Consider the following 15,675-nt stretch of genomic DNA (forward strand, 5'->3'; position numbering starts at 1 on the left):
GTCCCCAGTCCCCAGTCCCCAGTCCCCAGTCCCCAGTCCCCAGTCCCCAGTCCTCTACCTTTGCCAAAACCTAAAATTGAAACTTCCGGGAGCGCGACGATAACGACGGGTGGGTCTTCTCTGGTGTTTGGTTGGTCTTTGATTGGTTGGTTCAACTCCCTCAGATTCTGACTCTTCAACTTGCAACTGAGTTTTAGTTTCTTCTTTACTACCCCACCAAGCAGTAATCCAACCTCCACCAAAAGCGGCTATTCCACCTAGCAAAATACTCATAGGTGCTGGATAACCCAAGAACACAAAGCCAAGCATGAAAAATAACCAATATTTCAATCCAGCATCGACACCATCAGAAGAGGCTACAGTCGGAGGCTGGGGGCTATTTTTGCTGGAACTTGTGATCCAACCTAAAGTAAAACCCCCGATAATTCCTAAAAATATACTCAGGGCGGGTGGCGAACCTGTCATTGATAGGATGGCTGTTAAAAATGCCCCAAATAAGAGTTGAGAAAAAAAGTCTGGAGGAATATTTAAAAAGCCGTTATTTTTTTGTGTCATAAATTGAAATAATTTGTAATGCTTCGATTTGTTTCAACTCCGCTCAGCAATTCGTAATTCGTAATTTATAAATTGCAATTATAAATTACGAATTTTTTTTTAGCAAAAAGGCTATTAGCCAATTATTTGTTTTAGTTGCGCTTGTTGTGATTGAGTGGTGTCTAAAATTTTGACGTAGGGTTGTTCTGCTTCAGTAAAGGGTTCAGCTTGCTTTTGTTGTGAGGTGAGTAAATCGGCGGTGGCATCAGCAATATCACCAACACGTTTGGCGAGGCGTTCTTGCAAAACTTCTAGTGGTGCTGTGCATTGAATAATCTGAAGAGGAAGTTTGTGTTTTTGGGCTTGGGCGATTGCTTCTTGTCGCCACTGTTGCTGATCATATTTAGCATCCAAAATTACTGTAAAACCTTGATTAGCCAATATAATTCCCAGCGCTAGCAACCGTGTGTAAGTTTTTTGTGTCATTTCAGGACGATATAAATCATCGCCACCTTTCTCCCACAGGGGTACTCCTCCTAAATGTTTCCGCACAGCATCCGAGCGAATTTGAATCGCTCCCAATTGACGAGCTAAATACCGAGCTGTAGTACTTTTACCAGAACCCGACAACCCTGACATCAGAATCAGTTGCCCAAGATTTGGTTTAGTATACTCCCACGCTTGGGTGTAGTAGTCTGCGGCAGTTTTTGTCGCCTCTTGCTTTACCGCCACGGGTACACTTGGATCATCTAGCAAAAATGAAGTTACTTTTGCTCTAACGTAAGCTTGACGGCTTAAATACAAAGGCAGGACTTGTAAGCCTTCCCAGTCTCCTGTTTGTTCTATATAGGCATTCAAAAACGCATTACCTAAGTCTTGGCGTTGCCGTGCTTCTAAATCCATCACCGTGAACGCCACATCATACATGACATCGACAAAGCGAAACGGTTCGTTAAACTCAATGCAATCGAACAGCATAATTTTGTCATGCCACAGAGCAATATTTCTCAGGTGTAAATCTCCGTGACATTCACGAATGTAATGATTTTGAATTCTGCTGGTAAATAATTCTCGATGTTCTGCAAAAAAGTTATCTGTATATTGCTTTGTTTGTGCAAACTGTTCCTGTGTCTGAGGGCCGCCGATGTACTTTTGCGTTTGCTCATAGTTTTCATCAAATGCGGCACGCACTTTTAGCACTTCACCAAAACTACGAATGTAATCATCCGTATAGGCTTCAGCATGGTATTGAGCCACTACCCGTCCCAACTCTTCTAGATATGACTCATCTAGTTTGCCTTGTTCAAAAAGTTCACTCAACAGCGACTCTTGAGGAAACTGACGCATCTTCAGCGCGTATTCTACAACTTCCCCAGTTGCTCCTAGATGGTGTTGTTCTCCTACTTGAGTCACTGGTAACACTTCTAAATACAGTTCGCCTGCTCCCCGCTGATTCAAACGTAACTCTTCATTACAGAAATGTTGCCGCTTCTCTAGTGTAGAGAAGTCCAAAAAACCAAAATTCACGGGTTTTTTGAGTTTATAGGCGTATTCTCCAGTCAGCAGCACATAAGAAACGTGGGTTTGTATCAGTTGAATGGGTTCTGTGACTGCGTGGGGATAAAATTTAGGCTGCAACATTTGCTCAATTAAAGCGGGAAGGGTAGCTTCTGTCATACTTTTAGCAGGGTTGTGGATTTTTAACAGTAGATAAACCCAGATAATTATAGAGGTTCCTGTTTGGGAATGGGAAATTATGCCTGATGTAAATTAAAAGCTCTTTTGTAGCGTAAAGGTTTTAACTTTTATCCCCCTTAGGGGGAGTGTTGCTTGATGGGAATTTCAATCACAAATTCTGCACCTGTGCCTGGGGATGAGGTGCAAATAATTTGTCCTTGGTGTTTCTGTACGATAATTTGATAGCTAATTGCTAATCCTAGTCCGGTACCTTGGCCTACAGATTTTGTGGTGAAAAATGGGTCAAATAAACGCGATCGCAACACCTCATCTACACCAGGGCCGTTATCTTTGATCGTTATCTTTACAGTACCAGAGTTTGTTACTCCTGTATGAATCCGAATCTGCGGCTCGGTTATCAGTTGTTGATCGTCAGTTTTTTTGTGATTAATCGCTTCCCACTCCTGAGTGCCTATTCCCTTATCTAATGCATCAATAGCATTACTCAATAAATGCATAAATACCTGATTCAGCTCACTGGCATAACAGGTTACTAACGGTAAATTGCCATATTCTTTAACTACAACAATAACTGGACGATTTGCTGTTTCCTTGAGTCGATGTTGTAACATCAGCAAACTATTATCAATACCTTCATGGATATTTACCTGCTTCATTCCGGCTTCATCAATTCGAGAGAAGTTTTGTAGTGCTACCACAATCTCACGAATTCGATTGGCTCCTCTATACATTGCATCCATCATGTTTGGCAGGTCGTTAATTACAAAATTCAGATCTATATCTTCAATAATTTTCTGAATTTTGGATGTTGGTTTTGGATATTCTTTTTGATAGTTATCAATCAGATTAACTAAATCTTGCAGATATCGATTAGCGTATAATATGTTGCCATAAATAAAACTGACGGGGTTATTAATTTCATGTGCGATTCCAGCTACTAATTGCCCCAATGCTACCATTTTTTCGTTTTGAATTTGTTGTACTTGAGCAGCTTTTAAATTATCAAGTGCTTTTTGTAACAATAAATTCTTTTCTTGTAGTTTAATTTGTAGCGATCGCAAATTAATTTGATTTTCGATTCGTAATACAACTTCTGCCCCATGAAAAGGTTTTGTAATATAATCAACTCCACCAACATCAAAAGCTTTAACTTTATCTAAAACATCATCAAGGGCACTAATAAAAATGACTGGAATCTCAAATGTTTTCTCGTCAGCTTTTAGCTGTTGACATACCTCATAGCCATCCATACCAGGCATATTTATATCCAATAAAATCACATCTGGTAAAACTATTTGACATGCAGTTAATGCCATTTTACCGTTTAGGGCTTTGCGAACTTCAAAACCTTGAGCTGTCAACATAGCTGATAGCAAACGTAAATTATCTGGGGTATCATCGACCACCAAAATATTACCTTTATATTGATTATTTGCTTCTAAATGCATTTGGCAATTTTATATATATTAATATTAACTAATTTTCTATCATTTTAGAATTATCTGTTATGCTAATGAAGCATTCTTATAATTTACCATTGAGGTGTTGTGGTCAGCATCTCAAGAGCTAATTTTGGTTCTAGGGGTTGAGAAAAAAGATATCCTTGAGCAAAATTACAGTTTAAACTTCTCAGTTGAACTAACTGTTCTTGTGTTTCAACGCCTTCTGCGATTGTGGCCATCCCCATTGAATCAGCAATACTAATCATTGCAGGTACTAACCCCATATTATTTTGGTTTTCTTGCATACGTTTGACAAATGATTTATCAATTTTGAGTGCATTTAGAGGAAAATTATGTAGATAACTTAAAGATGAGTAACCTGTGCCGAAGTCGTCCATCACTAATTTTATTTGGCGTTGCCTTAGTTGCTGAAGAATTGAACTCACAGTATTAATATTTTCCATAATTACACTTTCTGTAATTTCTAGCTCCAAGTTGGCGGCGTTGATTTTAGTTTCATTAATAATTTGATCAATTTGTGCTACCAAATTTGGTTGTAAAAACAATCGCGCACTCAAATTAACACTGATAGTTAGGGATTGTGATATCAGTGAATGACGCTGTAAAACTCTCAGTTGATGACAAGCTGACTGTAATACCCAGATATTGATTGTATTAATTAAACCCGTTTCTTCCGCAACAGAAATAAACTCTGTGGGAGAAACTAAGCCGCGGCTGGGATGTTGCCAGCGTAGCAGGGCTTCAAATCCAGAAATTCTGCCAGTACTGAGGGAAATTATCGGTTGATAGTAAACAAGGAATTCTTGTCGTTCTACAGCTCGTCTCAGGTCGTTTTCTAAGTCTAAAAGTTGAAGAGCTTCCTGATACATTGCTGGATCAAAAACATGATATCTAGCTCTACCTAAAGCTTTAGCACGATACATGGCTGTATCGGCGTCTCGCAATAAATATTCTGGTCGATCATAATCTTTATTACCCCAACTAATTCCAATACTGGCATTCATAAATACTTCATATCTAGTAAGTTTAAAAGTTAGTGTTAGCTGTTGTAAAATCCTTTCGGCAACTTGGATGGCCAAATTGATATTTGTGATGTTTTCTAAGAGAATTGCAAATTCATCGCCGCCTAATCGTGCTAAAGTCTGACCAGATATTAAACATGTTTGCAGACGATGAGCGATCGCAATCAATAATTCATCTCCTACGAGATGCCCCAGAGAGTCATTAATAACTTTGAAGCGATCGCAATCTAGAAATAGCACCGCAAACTGATAATTATATTCTTGCTTAGCATGATTTAAAGCTTTTTCTAATCGTCTGATAAATAGAGCGCGATTCGGTAAACCTGTTAGAGAATCATGTAGCGCTATATCTAGTAACTTTTTTTGCAGCTGTTGACGGGAAATAATTTCACTTTGGAGTTTTTGCAGAGTTTTTTCTAACTCCCCAGTCCGCTGTTTTACTCTTTGTTCTAGTTCTATATTGAGATTTAATATTTCTTGTTGTGCTGCCCTTAAAGCTAGTTGATTTTGCACACGCGCTAAAACTTCTTGCACCTCAAAAGGTTTAGTAATGTAGTCAACACCACCGATTTTAAAAGCTTTGACTTTATCGAAGACATCATCTAAAGCACTAATAAAAATTACTGGGATGTCAGCAGTTAAATCCCAAGATTTAAATCTTTTGCACACCTCATAACCATCAATCTCTGGCATCATAATATCAAGTAAAATTAAATCAGGTAATACTGTTTGACAAGCTATTAATGCCATTTGCCAGTTTAAAGCTTTGCGAACTTTGTATCCTTCTCTTGTCAACAGCGAGGATAAAACTCGCAGATTGTCAGCCAGATCATCAACAATCAAAATATCTTTTTTATCAGGATCTAACCGCTGGTAGTTCATTCTCCGTTTGTTCTTGTCAATTCCATGATTTTTTCAAACTGGTAGTTGTTTGCTAAATCTTTGAATACTTGAAAAATTTGCTCGCTATCTGGTGAAATTTGCTCAAGCAACTCTAAAATCAGGTCATCGCTACAGCTGGCTGCGGCGTAGTGAATTTTATCCAACCATTCGGGTGACATCTGCGATAACAGTCTTGAAAGTTCACCCTCATTGTCAAACGTCTGTATTTTTTGGTCAACGACTGCTGTATTGGCAACTTCTATGGAGTTGATATATTTTACACCTAGATATTCACTTAGTTTTTCCAATAATACGTCTTGTGTAAAGGGCTTGCGAATAAAATCATCACAGCCGAGTGACAAAATTTTCTGACGTTCTTCTTCAAAGGCGCTAGCTGTGAGGGCAATTATAATAGTATTGGCATTGGGGAGATGGAGGGGATGAGGGGTATGGGGAAGCATCTTCTTAATATCGATCTCCCTTGCTTTGATGATTCTTGTGGCTTCGTAGCCGTCCATGATTGGCATTCGCATATCCATAAATATCAGGTGTGGTTGCCAAGATTCCCAATGAGCGATCGCTTCCGTACCATTTGTAGCTTCATTAACTTCAAAACCTATAGATGTCAGAATTTTTACTATTAGTAAGCGACTTTCTGTTACATCGTCAACTACCAAAATACGGTATTTACCTTGAGTAGAGGCTAAACCAAAAGTTTGACATTTGCTTTGGTTGATCTTGATTTCGTTAGATTCAGCTAAACCAACTTGAATATCAAAAACAAATGTACTACCCATGCCAGGATTACTGCTGACGCTGATATCTCCTCCCATGAGTTGTACGTATTTACGACTAATTGCTAAACCGAGTCCTGTTCCCTGTTGTGCTTTTTTCCCAGTTTCAGTTTGTTCAAAAGCTTCAAATAGCAAATCGATTTCTTGTGAGGCAATACCTGCACCAGTGTCTTGAATCTCGAAAATTAGGGACTGGGAAGAGGACACGGAGAAAATTTTACTCCTGGCGTCCCCCTTACGGGTTCGCCAGTTGCCTGCAAAGGAGCCAGCGCGGTTTTGGGGAGCCACCCTCGTGAGCGGGTTTCCTCCATGAGCGACTGGCGTTGGAAACCCTCCCGCAGCACTGGACTCACTGTATCCCCGCGTCCCCGCATCTTTTTGTCCAGTTTCCAGTCTCACACGCAACATTACCTTCCCTGCATTAGTAAATTTGATCGCATTACCTAAGAGGTTGAGCAAAACTTGGTGTAATTTACTTTCATCAGTATTTATGTATCGAGGAATATTTGATGGGTATTCAAACACCAGTTGTAAGTTTTTGGATGCAGCACGCAACCGCAGCATTCCTTCTAGGTTTTTTAATAGATGAATTAAATCAAAGTTACTGAGATTTAAAGTAATTTTTCCAGCTTCAATTTTGGACATTTCCAAAATGTCGTTGATTAGGTTAAGCAGATGCTCACCAGCACGATTAATGATTGCTAAGTTTTCTTGATTTTCACTGGATAAAGAATAGTCTCGGCTCATGACTTGAGTAAAACCGAGAATAGCATTGAGTGGAGTACGCAATTCGTGACTCATATTGGCCAGGAATTCGCTTTTAGCACGATTAGCTTGCTCAGCTATTAGTTGTCCTTGAGCAGCGATTTTTTGTGATTGAATTAGTTCTTTTTGAGCATTTTGTAATTGCTCAATTACTTCTGAGTATTCTTTGGTGCGCTTTTCTACTTGAGCCTCTAAAATGCGATTATATTTTGACAATACTTTTTTGGTTTGTTGACGTTGGGTAATATCAAAAAATATCGCGATCGCAAAAGTAATATTACCCGATTGATCATAGATAGGCTTAGCAAAAACTTCTATGGGAATGATTTTATCAAATCGGTGAATTTCCATATCATCAACTCTCACACATTCCCCTTGTAATGCTCTCAAAATTGGCAAGCGATCGCTGTGGTATAGTTGCTCAGTTCCTGCAAGATAAACTTGATATACCTGTGACAATTGCTCACCAGTCACTCCAACTACTATTCCTTGACCAAGAATTTCTTGCCCGCTTTGATTTGTATAATAAGGTTTACCTTGATGATCTATAACAAATACACCCGCTGGGATAGCTTCTAAAAATTGTGTCAGTTGACTCTGCTTAGCAGAAAGCTCCTCATTGAGAACTTTCATTTCAGCATTTTTGGCTTTTAAAGCATTAAAAGATGCTTGCAGTTGCTTTGCCATAGTTTTAAATGACTTAGCTAATTCTCCTAGTTCATCTGAGCGTTGAATTTCTGTTGTTTGCTCCCATGTACCTTGAGCAATTTTTTTGGCTGATTTGTTTAATTGCTGAATCGGCTTAATTACCCAACGAGCAGTCAAAATACTAACTTGTATAGCCATAAAAAAGGCAGCTATACAAAGCATAATGGTGGTATGGATGTTTGCGTTAATTTGCTCCATAAAACTGTCTTCGGGAATCACCACCACAATTAACCAATCAAGCCCTAGCTTGTCTTGCCAATTGTCTACTTGCACAAAATAACGTACACCAGCATTGGTAAAGCTTAATTGTTGTTTTCCCGCAATAAATCCAAGACTGCCAAAGTTTTTAATCAAATTTTGCGTTGTGATTTGAACTAAAGCATCTTGACTATCTAATCCTGATAGGCGTTTTACTTGACCATTAATTACTGTATATTGTGGTTTATTGGTAGAAGTAGCTACCATTAGCCCGGAACGCTCTAAAATAAAAGTTTTGCCAAACTGATCAGCATTTAAATCGGCGAGAAAATTGCTAATTTGTGATAATATTAAATCAACGCCAATCACTCCAATTAGTCGGTTGGCATCATCATAAAGAGGATAACTGGAAGATATAGATAAAATTTCTGGTTTATCTTCCCATTGATAAATTTGACTCCAAACTGGTTTACCGAATTTGACTGCATCTACATACCACGCTTCTAAACGAGGATCGTAATTTTTGACTGACTGTAGTTGACGACGATTCCCATGGTCGTCTGTATTATAAACATAAAGTTTACCGATGCCATTTTTTTCAGTAACTTCATTAATTAAAAGCTTGCCATCATCTAAACGTTCAACACCTATAAATTCACCTTGAGAGTTGGCAAAGTTATTATAACCAACCTGAAAAACTTGCATCTGTTTCCAAAAGTAATTTCCAGTAGTCTGAAAATCAGCAAGGTTAAGTAAATTTAGCTTAATTGCATCTATATTAATTTGATTAATTTGCTTTGGTGTTGTTAAGTAAGTATTGAGATGCTGTTCAATGCGATCGCAAATTTTATTTTCTAACTGAACAGCAAGCTCTTTTACTGCTTTTTGTCCATTCTGAACCGAAAGATACCCCACAAGTCCTACGGCCCCGCAAATTTGTAATATGGAAGGCACAATAAGAACATAGCTCAGGGGCATTTTGGCATAAACTCTGCCAACTAAGCGATTGAGAGATTTGACAGGCTTCAGTTTGGATAACATTGTTGTTTGATTCTTCCCCAATGCTAAGAGGATGTTTGCTATTATTAGCTATACCCAAATGTTAAGGTCTACCAATAATAATTATTAATTCTTAGCGATACACTGAGCGTAGCCGAAGTGTGTTCCTTACCTACTTGACTATTTCAGCTAAAATGATGCAATAAATTTTGTAGGTTGGGGAGCCACTCACGTGGGCGGGTTTCCCACGACAGTTCGCACAACGGGGGGAACCCCCGCAAGCGGCTGGCTCGACTTGAGTGAAGTGGCGTTTGAGGAACGTAGACGCCTGGAGGGCGGCTTCCGCAGGGTAAACCAACACCGAGATCTATGTTGGGTTTTACTTCGTTCAACCAATCTACGCTGATTAAATCTAATGCACTAGAATAGCTGAAACAATTCACTACGTAGCTCAATTCACAAATGAAAGCCGATTGCTATAACATCGAATTTATCTCAATTTCGTTGCCGATTTGTAAAATCTTTCCAGCCTCTGATGTTGGTAATTGTGTATTGACACTCAACTTGTAAAAATGATTAAAACGGGATGAAGCTACCCCTTGAGGTAAAGTCAGTTGTCGCTGTTTGACAAATATTTTTTGAAAGTTTGGATAAACTTCTGCTGAAAGGGAATCCCGTGTTGGAACTATACAACGCTGACATGGATTCACCCCCAAAAAATGCACATCTCCCACTCGAAAGGAGACAAAATCACCTTGTTCACTAAATAATTGGTCTTCCCAAAATGCCGGTACACCATCAATTTCAATGTTGGCACGTATCCGACGACGCATTTCCTCGACACTCAAACCCGGAAACCAAGCAGCGACTGCTGTTAATGTTGCTGTGCTAATTATTGTTGGGCCGGGTGAATTTGTATCGTCAGGAAAGCCCATTAGAGGGTTTTGTCGCAATGTGGCAGCAAACCCAAAAAAATCACTTAAAGTAGCTTGTAGCGCTTGCCGATCGCAATCTAGATGAAAAACTTGTGTGGAGTTACTGCCTGGAATTTGTAGTGAGACAGTTCTATTCACAAGTGTAAATTGCGATCGCAACAAATGCACTTTAGCATTGCGCTTACTATTAACAAACCCATCTTGCTCGTCAAAAATAGCAAACTCACGGTCATGCTGTAGTGCGCCACTGGCAAGAACTGCTACATTCTCAACTTCTACACTATCCAGTGACTTAATTGGATACAGTAAGATTTTAGCTAGATGAGGAATCATAGTTCCACTCTACCTTACTCAGTGCTGAGTGCTATTAGCGAGCCCGTGCCAAGTACTGAAAAAGGAACTGGGGAGTAGTGATTAGGTACTGAGGTACTGAGGTAGCCGAAAGCCGAAGTATGGAATTCGGCACAAAACGTAAAATATCAAAAACTTACCCTGTTTAGATACCCCTATTCCCCAGTACCCCTAGTTTTGAGGGTAAAGTGGCGATTTGTTGATTCCTCCTATACGTTCTATGGGCCAAAATCTTACCACAGCACGACCTATGATATTCCCACGGGGAACAACACCCCAGCAACGGCTATCGTAGCTATTCTCGCGGTTGTCACCTAGCACTAAATATGAGTTAGATGGGATAGTTTGGGGCTTCGACAAAAAAGCCGATAGTGGTGCTGATTTGCAAACATCAATGTCTGTACGCCGTTTGGTAGATAAGTAATTTTCTTCCTGTAGAGATTTATTATTGATATAAACTTTGCCGTTTCTGAGTTCTACTTTGTCCCCAGGCAAACCAATTACACGCTTAATAAAAGCATCTTCATATTTTTCTCTTTGTAGTTCTTTTGTTGGTGAAAAAACTACAATATCGCCTCGCTGCGGTTCTGAGAATTTATACTTCAATTTATCGACAATAATTTTGTCTGCTTCCCACTGATCAGGCGTACCATGCAGTGTCGGTTCCATCGAACCCGAAGGAATCCAGCGTGCTTCAGCGACAAAGGTACGAATTCCCAAAGCGAGAACAATGCTTAGTACTATTGTTCTACCTAGCTCTGCGATCCAGGAATTATCAGGTTGTTGGCCAGAGTTGTTATCAGACACTTGATTTTGCATGAAACTATTTAAGTAAAAGAAAAATGTAGGTAATTAATGGGGAATGGGAAATTGGAAATGGGGAATTGTCATTGATTATTCTCCGCGTCTCCCTCATCTCCCAGTTGGTGAGCGGAGTCGAACCACATTTTCCTCATCCCTAGCCTCTATTTTTAAGCTAGAGACTATATCTATATAATATTAACGGTAGAACTCTAATTTCTTAGTCATAAGAGGATCTCGGCAGGGTTGTTCATAATTGAAAATAAACCTTTGTTAGTATCTGGTAAAAATCGGCTATCAAGAGCGCAACCAAGTTTAACCTAAAACAATAGTGATTTGTTAAACAATACGGCTCTGGCTTTGATTTGCACTGGGTAAATGACTATAATCCTTGCCAAGATTGGATTTTCTCATTCTGGAATTTGGAATTTCTGAATTTTATGTCCTCCCCAATAAGTTTACTGATTCGCAACGCTCGCATTATTCTACCTAATGGTGAATGGATAATGGGGAATGTGCAAACGCGCGATCGCCAAATAGTGGAAGTTGCCCCGGAAATTTCCCAGATTACACCAACCACAGAAATTGACGCCCAAGGTTTAACTTTGTTGCCAGGAGTTATTGATCCTCAGGTACACTTCCGCGAACCAGGATTAGAACATAAGGAAGATTTATTCACAGCTAGTTGTGCTTGCGCCAAAGGAGGAGTTACTTCCTTTTTAGAAATGCCCAACACGCGCCCCCTCACAACTACGCAGCAAACTTTAGATGACAAGCTACAACGTGCCTCCCACAAGTGCTTGGTTAATTATGGCTTTTTTATTGGAGCCACAACAGAAAATCTCCCAGATTTACTTTCGGCAAAGCCGACACCAGGAATTAAAATTTTTATGGGGTCGATGCATGGTCAGTTGCTGGTCGATCAAGATGCAGCATTAGAGGCAATATTTGCCAAGGGTAAACGCTTAATTGCAGTTCATGCCGAAGACCAAGCCAGAATCAATCAACGTCGGCAAGAATTTGCTGGTATTCACGATCCAGCAATTCATTCCCAAATTCAAGATAATCAAGCTGCAATGCTAGCAACGCAACTAGCATTGAAACTTTCTCAAAAATATCAACGTCGTCTGCATATTCTGCACATGTCAACAGCACAAGAAGCGGATTTGCTGCGTCAGCATAAACCTAGTTGGGTAACAGCAGAGGTAACACCACAGCATCTGTTGTTAAATACCGACGCTTATGAGAAAATTGGTACTCTGGCACAGATGAATCCACCGTTGCGATCGCCTCACGATAACGAAGTCCTATGGCAGGCTTTGCGCGATGGTGTGATTGATTTCATCGCCACAGATCACGCACCCCACACCTTAGCGGAAAAAGCCCAAGAATACCCCAATAGTCCCTCCGGGATGCCTGGAGTAGAAACTTCTCTGCCTTTGATGTTAACAGCAGCGATACAGAGCAAGTGTACTATTGCTCAAGTTGCTCATTGGATGTCTAAGGCTGTAGCTGTAGCTTATGGTATCCCCAACAAAGGGGCGATCGCACCTGGTTACGATGCTGACTTAGTGCTTGTAGATTTAGATACATATCGTCCAGTCCGGCGCGAGGAACTGTTAACCAAGTGTCGTTGGAGTCCTTTTGAAGGCTGGAATCTCACAGGATGGCCCGTAACAACCATCGTCGGCGGTCAGATTGTTTATCACAACGGGCAGGTAAATACTGAAGTGCGAGGTCAAGCTTTAACTTTTTTGCAGTAGTCCTAACTTTTTCAGTAGTACTTATGTATAGATATTAACTAATTTTTGGGAATACTGAATACAAGGATAAGTTAGACAATTTATCCAAAAATTGATTTTTGTTTAACTTTTCTGTACTAGCTTTCACTGCTCAAAAAGTTTGATTAGTTATGGAATATTTTTACCAGAACTAATCACAGAAGTAACTCAACCTCACAAAATATCAAATGTAAGATGCTTGAAAACTAATGTTCTTAACGCACTAGAACTAACTATATTGGTGTGTTACATGCGTGCGCGTGGCAAAACTAAAATTTGCGATAGATTTTAGAGTTTATTTAGCGCTAAAGCATAACTACGAGCATTTTATATCTTATCAAATTGAGTTGATTACAACAAATTAAATCAGGTTTTTAACGAAAAAAAGCTAGTAAAAACTAATCAGAATATATCTGATATCAAAAAACCGTTTATTTTCTAAAAAATCGAGAGAAAAATGTTAGTAATCGACTGTACTGAACGTGGTAGTGGCAGATAGGGTAAGTGTAAAATTCCCCCGCGACTATTTGCAGGAATTTTCAGATAATATCCATAGCGATGGCGATTAATTATTCACCCAGCGATCGCTGGGTGAATAATACAATTATATGGTGTAATTTCAGCTTGGCGATCGCCGTCATGCCCATAGGTCAAATGCACACTCAAATAACTATCTGGCTTGTATGGCATTCGTTCTGCCCATTCAATTGCCACAATTCCCGGTGTGACTTCCATACCTTCCCAATAAGTTTCTAAATTCAAACTAGCCACTTCTTGTGGTTCTAGGCGATATAAATCTAAATGATACAGAGGCAAACGTCCTTCAGTGTACTCATTGATGAGTGTAAAAGTAGGGCTAACAATTGATTCAGTTATTCCTAAACCTTTACCAATACCTTGAACTAAAGTAGTTTTACCAGTACCCAAATCACCTTTTAGTAAAATTACACTACTACTTGTTAAGTATTTACCAAGAGTAATACCCAAACGTTGAGTTGCCTGTGCATCTGCAAGAAAAATTTTCATAATAATTTGGTCATTGGTCTTTAGTGACTAACGACAACTGACAAATGACAAACCTTCACCTTCCATGATGAGTTCCACCGTACCAGCGCAACAGTACCCGTGCTAGTTTTTGCGGGTTATGACGGACAAAACCCGTTTCATCTTCATATAAAACATTCGCTGGAACAACCCGCCGCCCTAGTTGGGTGACGGCTTCTCTGTCTAGAAACACGGGATGAGAATTTTGTTGGGCATAGCGGATAAGTGATTGTTCAGAGGGGGATTTTTTGTGTACCAGCACAGCATCAAATAGCCGTCTTTGCCCACAAGCAGCATCAATCGCTCGAATGTGGTCAGCAACGGTGTATGCTTGAGTTTCTCCTGGTTGAGTCATGATATTGCAGACATAGATACGCGGGGCTTTGGTTTGAGCGATCGCATCGGCAATTTGTGGTACTAATAAATTAGGGATGAGGCTGGTGTAAAGACTACCTGGGCCAATGATAATGTAATCAGCTTCTTTAATCGCCTTAATCGCTGCTGGTAAGGCTGGAGGATTTGCCGGAATGCAACCAATCTGGACAATTTTACCCCCTGCCTTCGGAATGCTAGACTCACCTTCAATGCGGCGACCATCGTCCAATTCTGCCCAGAGGCGAACATCACTGAGAGTTGCTGGTAGTACTTGTCCTCTTACCGCTAGTACTTTAGAACTAGCTGCAACAGCCCGTTCCAAATCTCCAGTAATGTCACTCATTGCGGTTAAAAATAAATTACCAAAACTGTGACCGCTCAACCCATCTCCAGCCCGAAAGCGGTACTGAAATAATTCTGTTAATAACTTTTCTTCATCCGCTAGGGCTGCTAAACAATTGCGAATATCTCCTGGTGGTAGCACGCCAAATTCCTGGCGCAATCGCCCAGAAGACCCGCCATCATCAGCTACAGTCACAATTGCAGTAATATTGGCACTGTAAGTTTTCAGTCCTCTGAGTAAGGTAGAAAGTCCTGTGCCACCACCAATTACTACTATTTTTGGCCCTCGGTATAATCGACGATGGGCTAATAAAACATCAATGAGTTCCTCTTCACCTTCTGGTCTCAGCACCTTAGTGATTGAGCCGACAGTGCGAGTTTGTCCCCAAAGTAGCAATAATAAGCCGCAAAGCAGCACTAAAGGGCCACTGATATAGTTGGGTAAAATATTGGTGATTACTCCCAGGAAACTCTTAAGTAACTCCAACATCCAAAAGATCGGGGTTAGCTTAATCCAAATAGCCAACCCCAGACTCGCCAGCAGTACACCTCCAACACTAATCAACAACCAGCGTTTAATCGATAGTCCAGGGGATAACCACTTAAACCACTGGTTTACTCGATAAGAAGTGCGACTGTGCGACTGCTTTTGCAGGGCTTTGAGGGCTTGTCTGAGAAAACCGATTGACATACCTGATTTGGAGCAGTGCTACAAAAAATGTTTAACAGAAAATGTACACCACCTGATTTAAGCACCAAGCGTGGAACTATTATATTTTTCAATTACCTTGGACTGAGAGTAAATCGTTAAAGTTGCCAGTATTCTTAACGAGTTTCGTGGGTTTAAGTCCCCCGGTTCCATAACCGACAAGTTTTGTGTTGGGGTCAAATCCCCATTACAAAACTTAATTACGTTAGCGTTAGCGTTAGCGGTAGCGAGTCCTCGAGCGTCAGCGGTAGCGAGTCCTCGAGCGTCAGCGGTA

General features: G+C 40.2%; 11 protein-coding genes. 1 reads left to right on the plus strand and 10 read right to left on the minus strand.

The features are described 5' to 3' along the window. Positions 1 to 54 precede the first annotated feature (54 nt). From AC5JMF_RS21765 to lepB, 7 genes are all read right to left on the minus strand, one after another. Positions 55 to 555 carry a hypothetical protein gene (locus AC5JMF_RS21765; protein ID WP_495797796.1) on the minus strand — a complete coding sequence of 167 codons (501 nt, stop codon included), beginning with the start codon at positions 553 to 555 and terminating at the stop codon, positions 55 to 57. A 114-nt stretch (positions 556 to 669) separates the two neighbouring features. Next, positions 670 to 2,211 (minus strand): bifunctional aminoglycoside phosphotransferase/ATP-binding protein, encoded by a 1,542-nt coding sequence (locus AC5JMF_RS21770; protein ID WP_495797797.1) that lies wholly within the window; start codon positions 2,209 to 2,211, stop codon positions 670 to 672. A gap of 137 nt (positions 2,212 to 2,348) precedes the next feature. Continuing rightward, entirely contained in the window at positions 2,349 to 3,680 is a 1,332-nt protein-coding gene (locus AC5JMF_RS21775) for a hybrid sensor histidine kinase/response regulator (RefSeq protein ID WP_495797798.1), read from the minus strand. Between the two features lie 83 nt (positions 3,681 to 3,763). Then, positions 3,764 to 5,599: a two-component system response regulator gene (locus AC5JMF_RS21780; protein WP_495797799.1), complete on the minus strand. Its 1,836-nt coding sequence runs from the start codon at positions 5,597 to 5,599 to the stop codon at positions 3,764 to 3,766. Next, positions 5,596 to 9,105, minus strand: coding sequence for a HAMP domain-containing hybrid sensor histidine kinase/response regulator (locus tag AC5JMF_RS21785; protein ID WP_495797800.1), 3,510 nt, complete (start codon positions 9,103 to 9,105; stop codon positions 5,596 to 5,598). The genes AC5JMF_RS21780 and AC5JMF_RS21785 overlap by 4 nt, the downstream gene beginning before the upstream one ends. Positions 9,106 to 9,539: 434 nt before the next feature. Next, a complete protein-coding gene (locus tag AC5JMF_RS21790) occupies positions 9,540 to 10,328 on the minus strand; it encodes an MOSC domain-containing protein (RefSeq protein WP_495797806.1) in 789 nt (262 codons plus the stop codon). A 192-nt stretch (positions 10,329 to 10,520) separates the two neighbouring features. Continuing rightward, positions 10,521 to 11,168: a signal peptidase I gene (lepB, locus tag AC5JMF_RS21795; protein ID WP_495797801.1), complete on the minus strand. Its 648-nt coding sequence runs from the start codon at positions 11,166 to 11,168 to the stop codon at positions 10,521 to 10,523. 422 nt (positions 11,169 to 11,590) lie between these two features. On the opposite strand from lepB, the gene AC5JMF_RS21800 reads away from it, so the two are divergent. After that, entirely contained in the window at positions 11,591 to 12,913 is a 1,323-nt protein-coding gene (locus tag AC5JMF_RS21800; RefSeq protein ID WP_495797802.1) for a dihydroorotase, read from the plus strand. A gap of 591 nt (positions 12,914 to 13,504) precedes the next feature. Here the strand turns inward: AC5JMF_RS21800 and tsaE are convergent. The 3 genes from tsaE to AC5JMF_RS21815 all read right to left on the minus strand — a co-directional run. Further along, a complete protein-coding gene (gene tsaE, locus AC5JMF_RS21805) occupies positions 13,505 to 13,957 on the minus strand; it encodes a tRNA (adenosine(37)-N6)-threonylcarbamoyltransferase complex ATPase subunit type 1 TsaE (RefSeq protein ID WP_495797803.1) in 453 nt (150 codons plus the stop codon). A gap of 55 nt (positions 13,958 to 14,012) precedes the next feature. Continuing rightward, positions 14,013 to 15,383 carry a gluconeogenesis factor YvcK family protein gene (locus tag AC5JMF_RS21810; RefSeq protein ID WP_495797804.1) on the minus strand — a complete coding sequence of 457 codons (1,371 nt, stop codon included), beginning with the start codon at positions 15,381 to 15,383 and terminating at the stop codon, positions 14,013 to 14,015. A 57-nt stretch (positions 15,384 to 15,440) separates the two neighbouring features. Then, a partial coding sequence (locus AC5JMF_RS21815; protein WP_495797805.1) for a hypothetical protein occupies positions 15,441 to 15,675 on the minus strand: 235 nt, incomplete at its 5' end.

This window comes from Desmonostoc vinosum (assembly GCF_059505385.1).

What these genes read in the sequence shown, in the direction of transcription:
- AC5JMF_RS21765 (WP_495797796.1), bottom strand. Translation starts at nt 555, where the DNA reads ATGACACAAAAAAATAACGGCTTTTTAAATATTCCTCCAGACTTTTTT.
- AC5JMF_RS21770 (WP_495797797.1), bottom strand. Translation starts at nt 2,211, where the DNA reads ATGACAGAAGCTACCCTTCCCGCTTTAATTGAGCAAATGTTGCAGCCT.
- AC5JMF_RS21775 (WP_495797798.1), bottom strand. Translation starts at nt 3,680, where the DNA reads ATGCATTTAGAAGCAAATAATCAATATAAAGGTAATATTTTGGTGGTC.
- AC5JMF_RS21780 (WP_495797799.1), bottom strand. Translation starts at nt 5,599, where the DNA reads ATGAACTACCAGCGGTTAGATCCTGATAAAAAAGATATTTTGATTGTT.
- AC5JMF_RS21785 (WP_495797800.1), bottom strand. Translation starts at nt 9,105, where the DNA reads ATGTTATCCAAACTGAAGCCTGTCAAATCTCTCAATCGCTTAGTTGGC.
- lepB (WP_495797801.1), bottom strand. Translation starts at nt 11,168, where the DNA reads ATGCAAAATCAAGTGTCTGATAACAACTCTGGCCAACAACCTGATAAT.
- AC5JMF_RS21800 (WP_495797802.1), top strand. Translation starts at nt 11,591, where the DNA reads ATGTCCTCCCCAATAAGTTTACTGATTCGCAACGCTCGCATTATTCTA.
- tsaE (WP_495797803.1), bottom strand. Translation starts at nt 13,957, where the DNA reads ATGAAAATTTTTCTTGCAGATGCACAGGCAACTCAACGTTTGGGTATT.
- AC5JMF_RS21810 (WP_495797804.1), bottom strand. Translation starts at nt 15,383, where the DNA reads ATGTCAATCGGTTTTCTCAGACAAGCCCTCAAAGCCCTGCAAAAGCAG.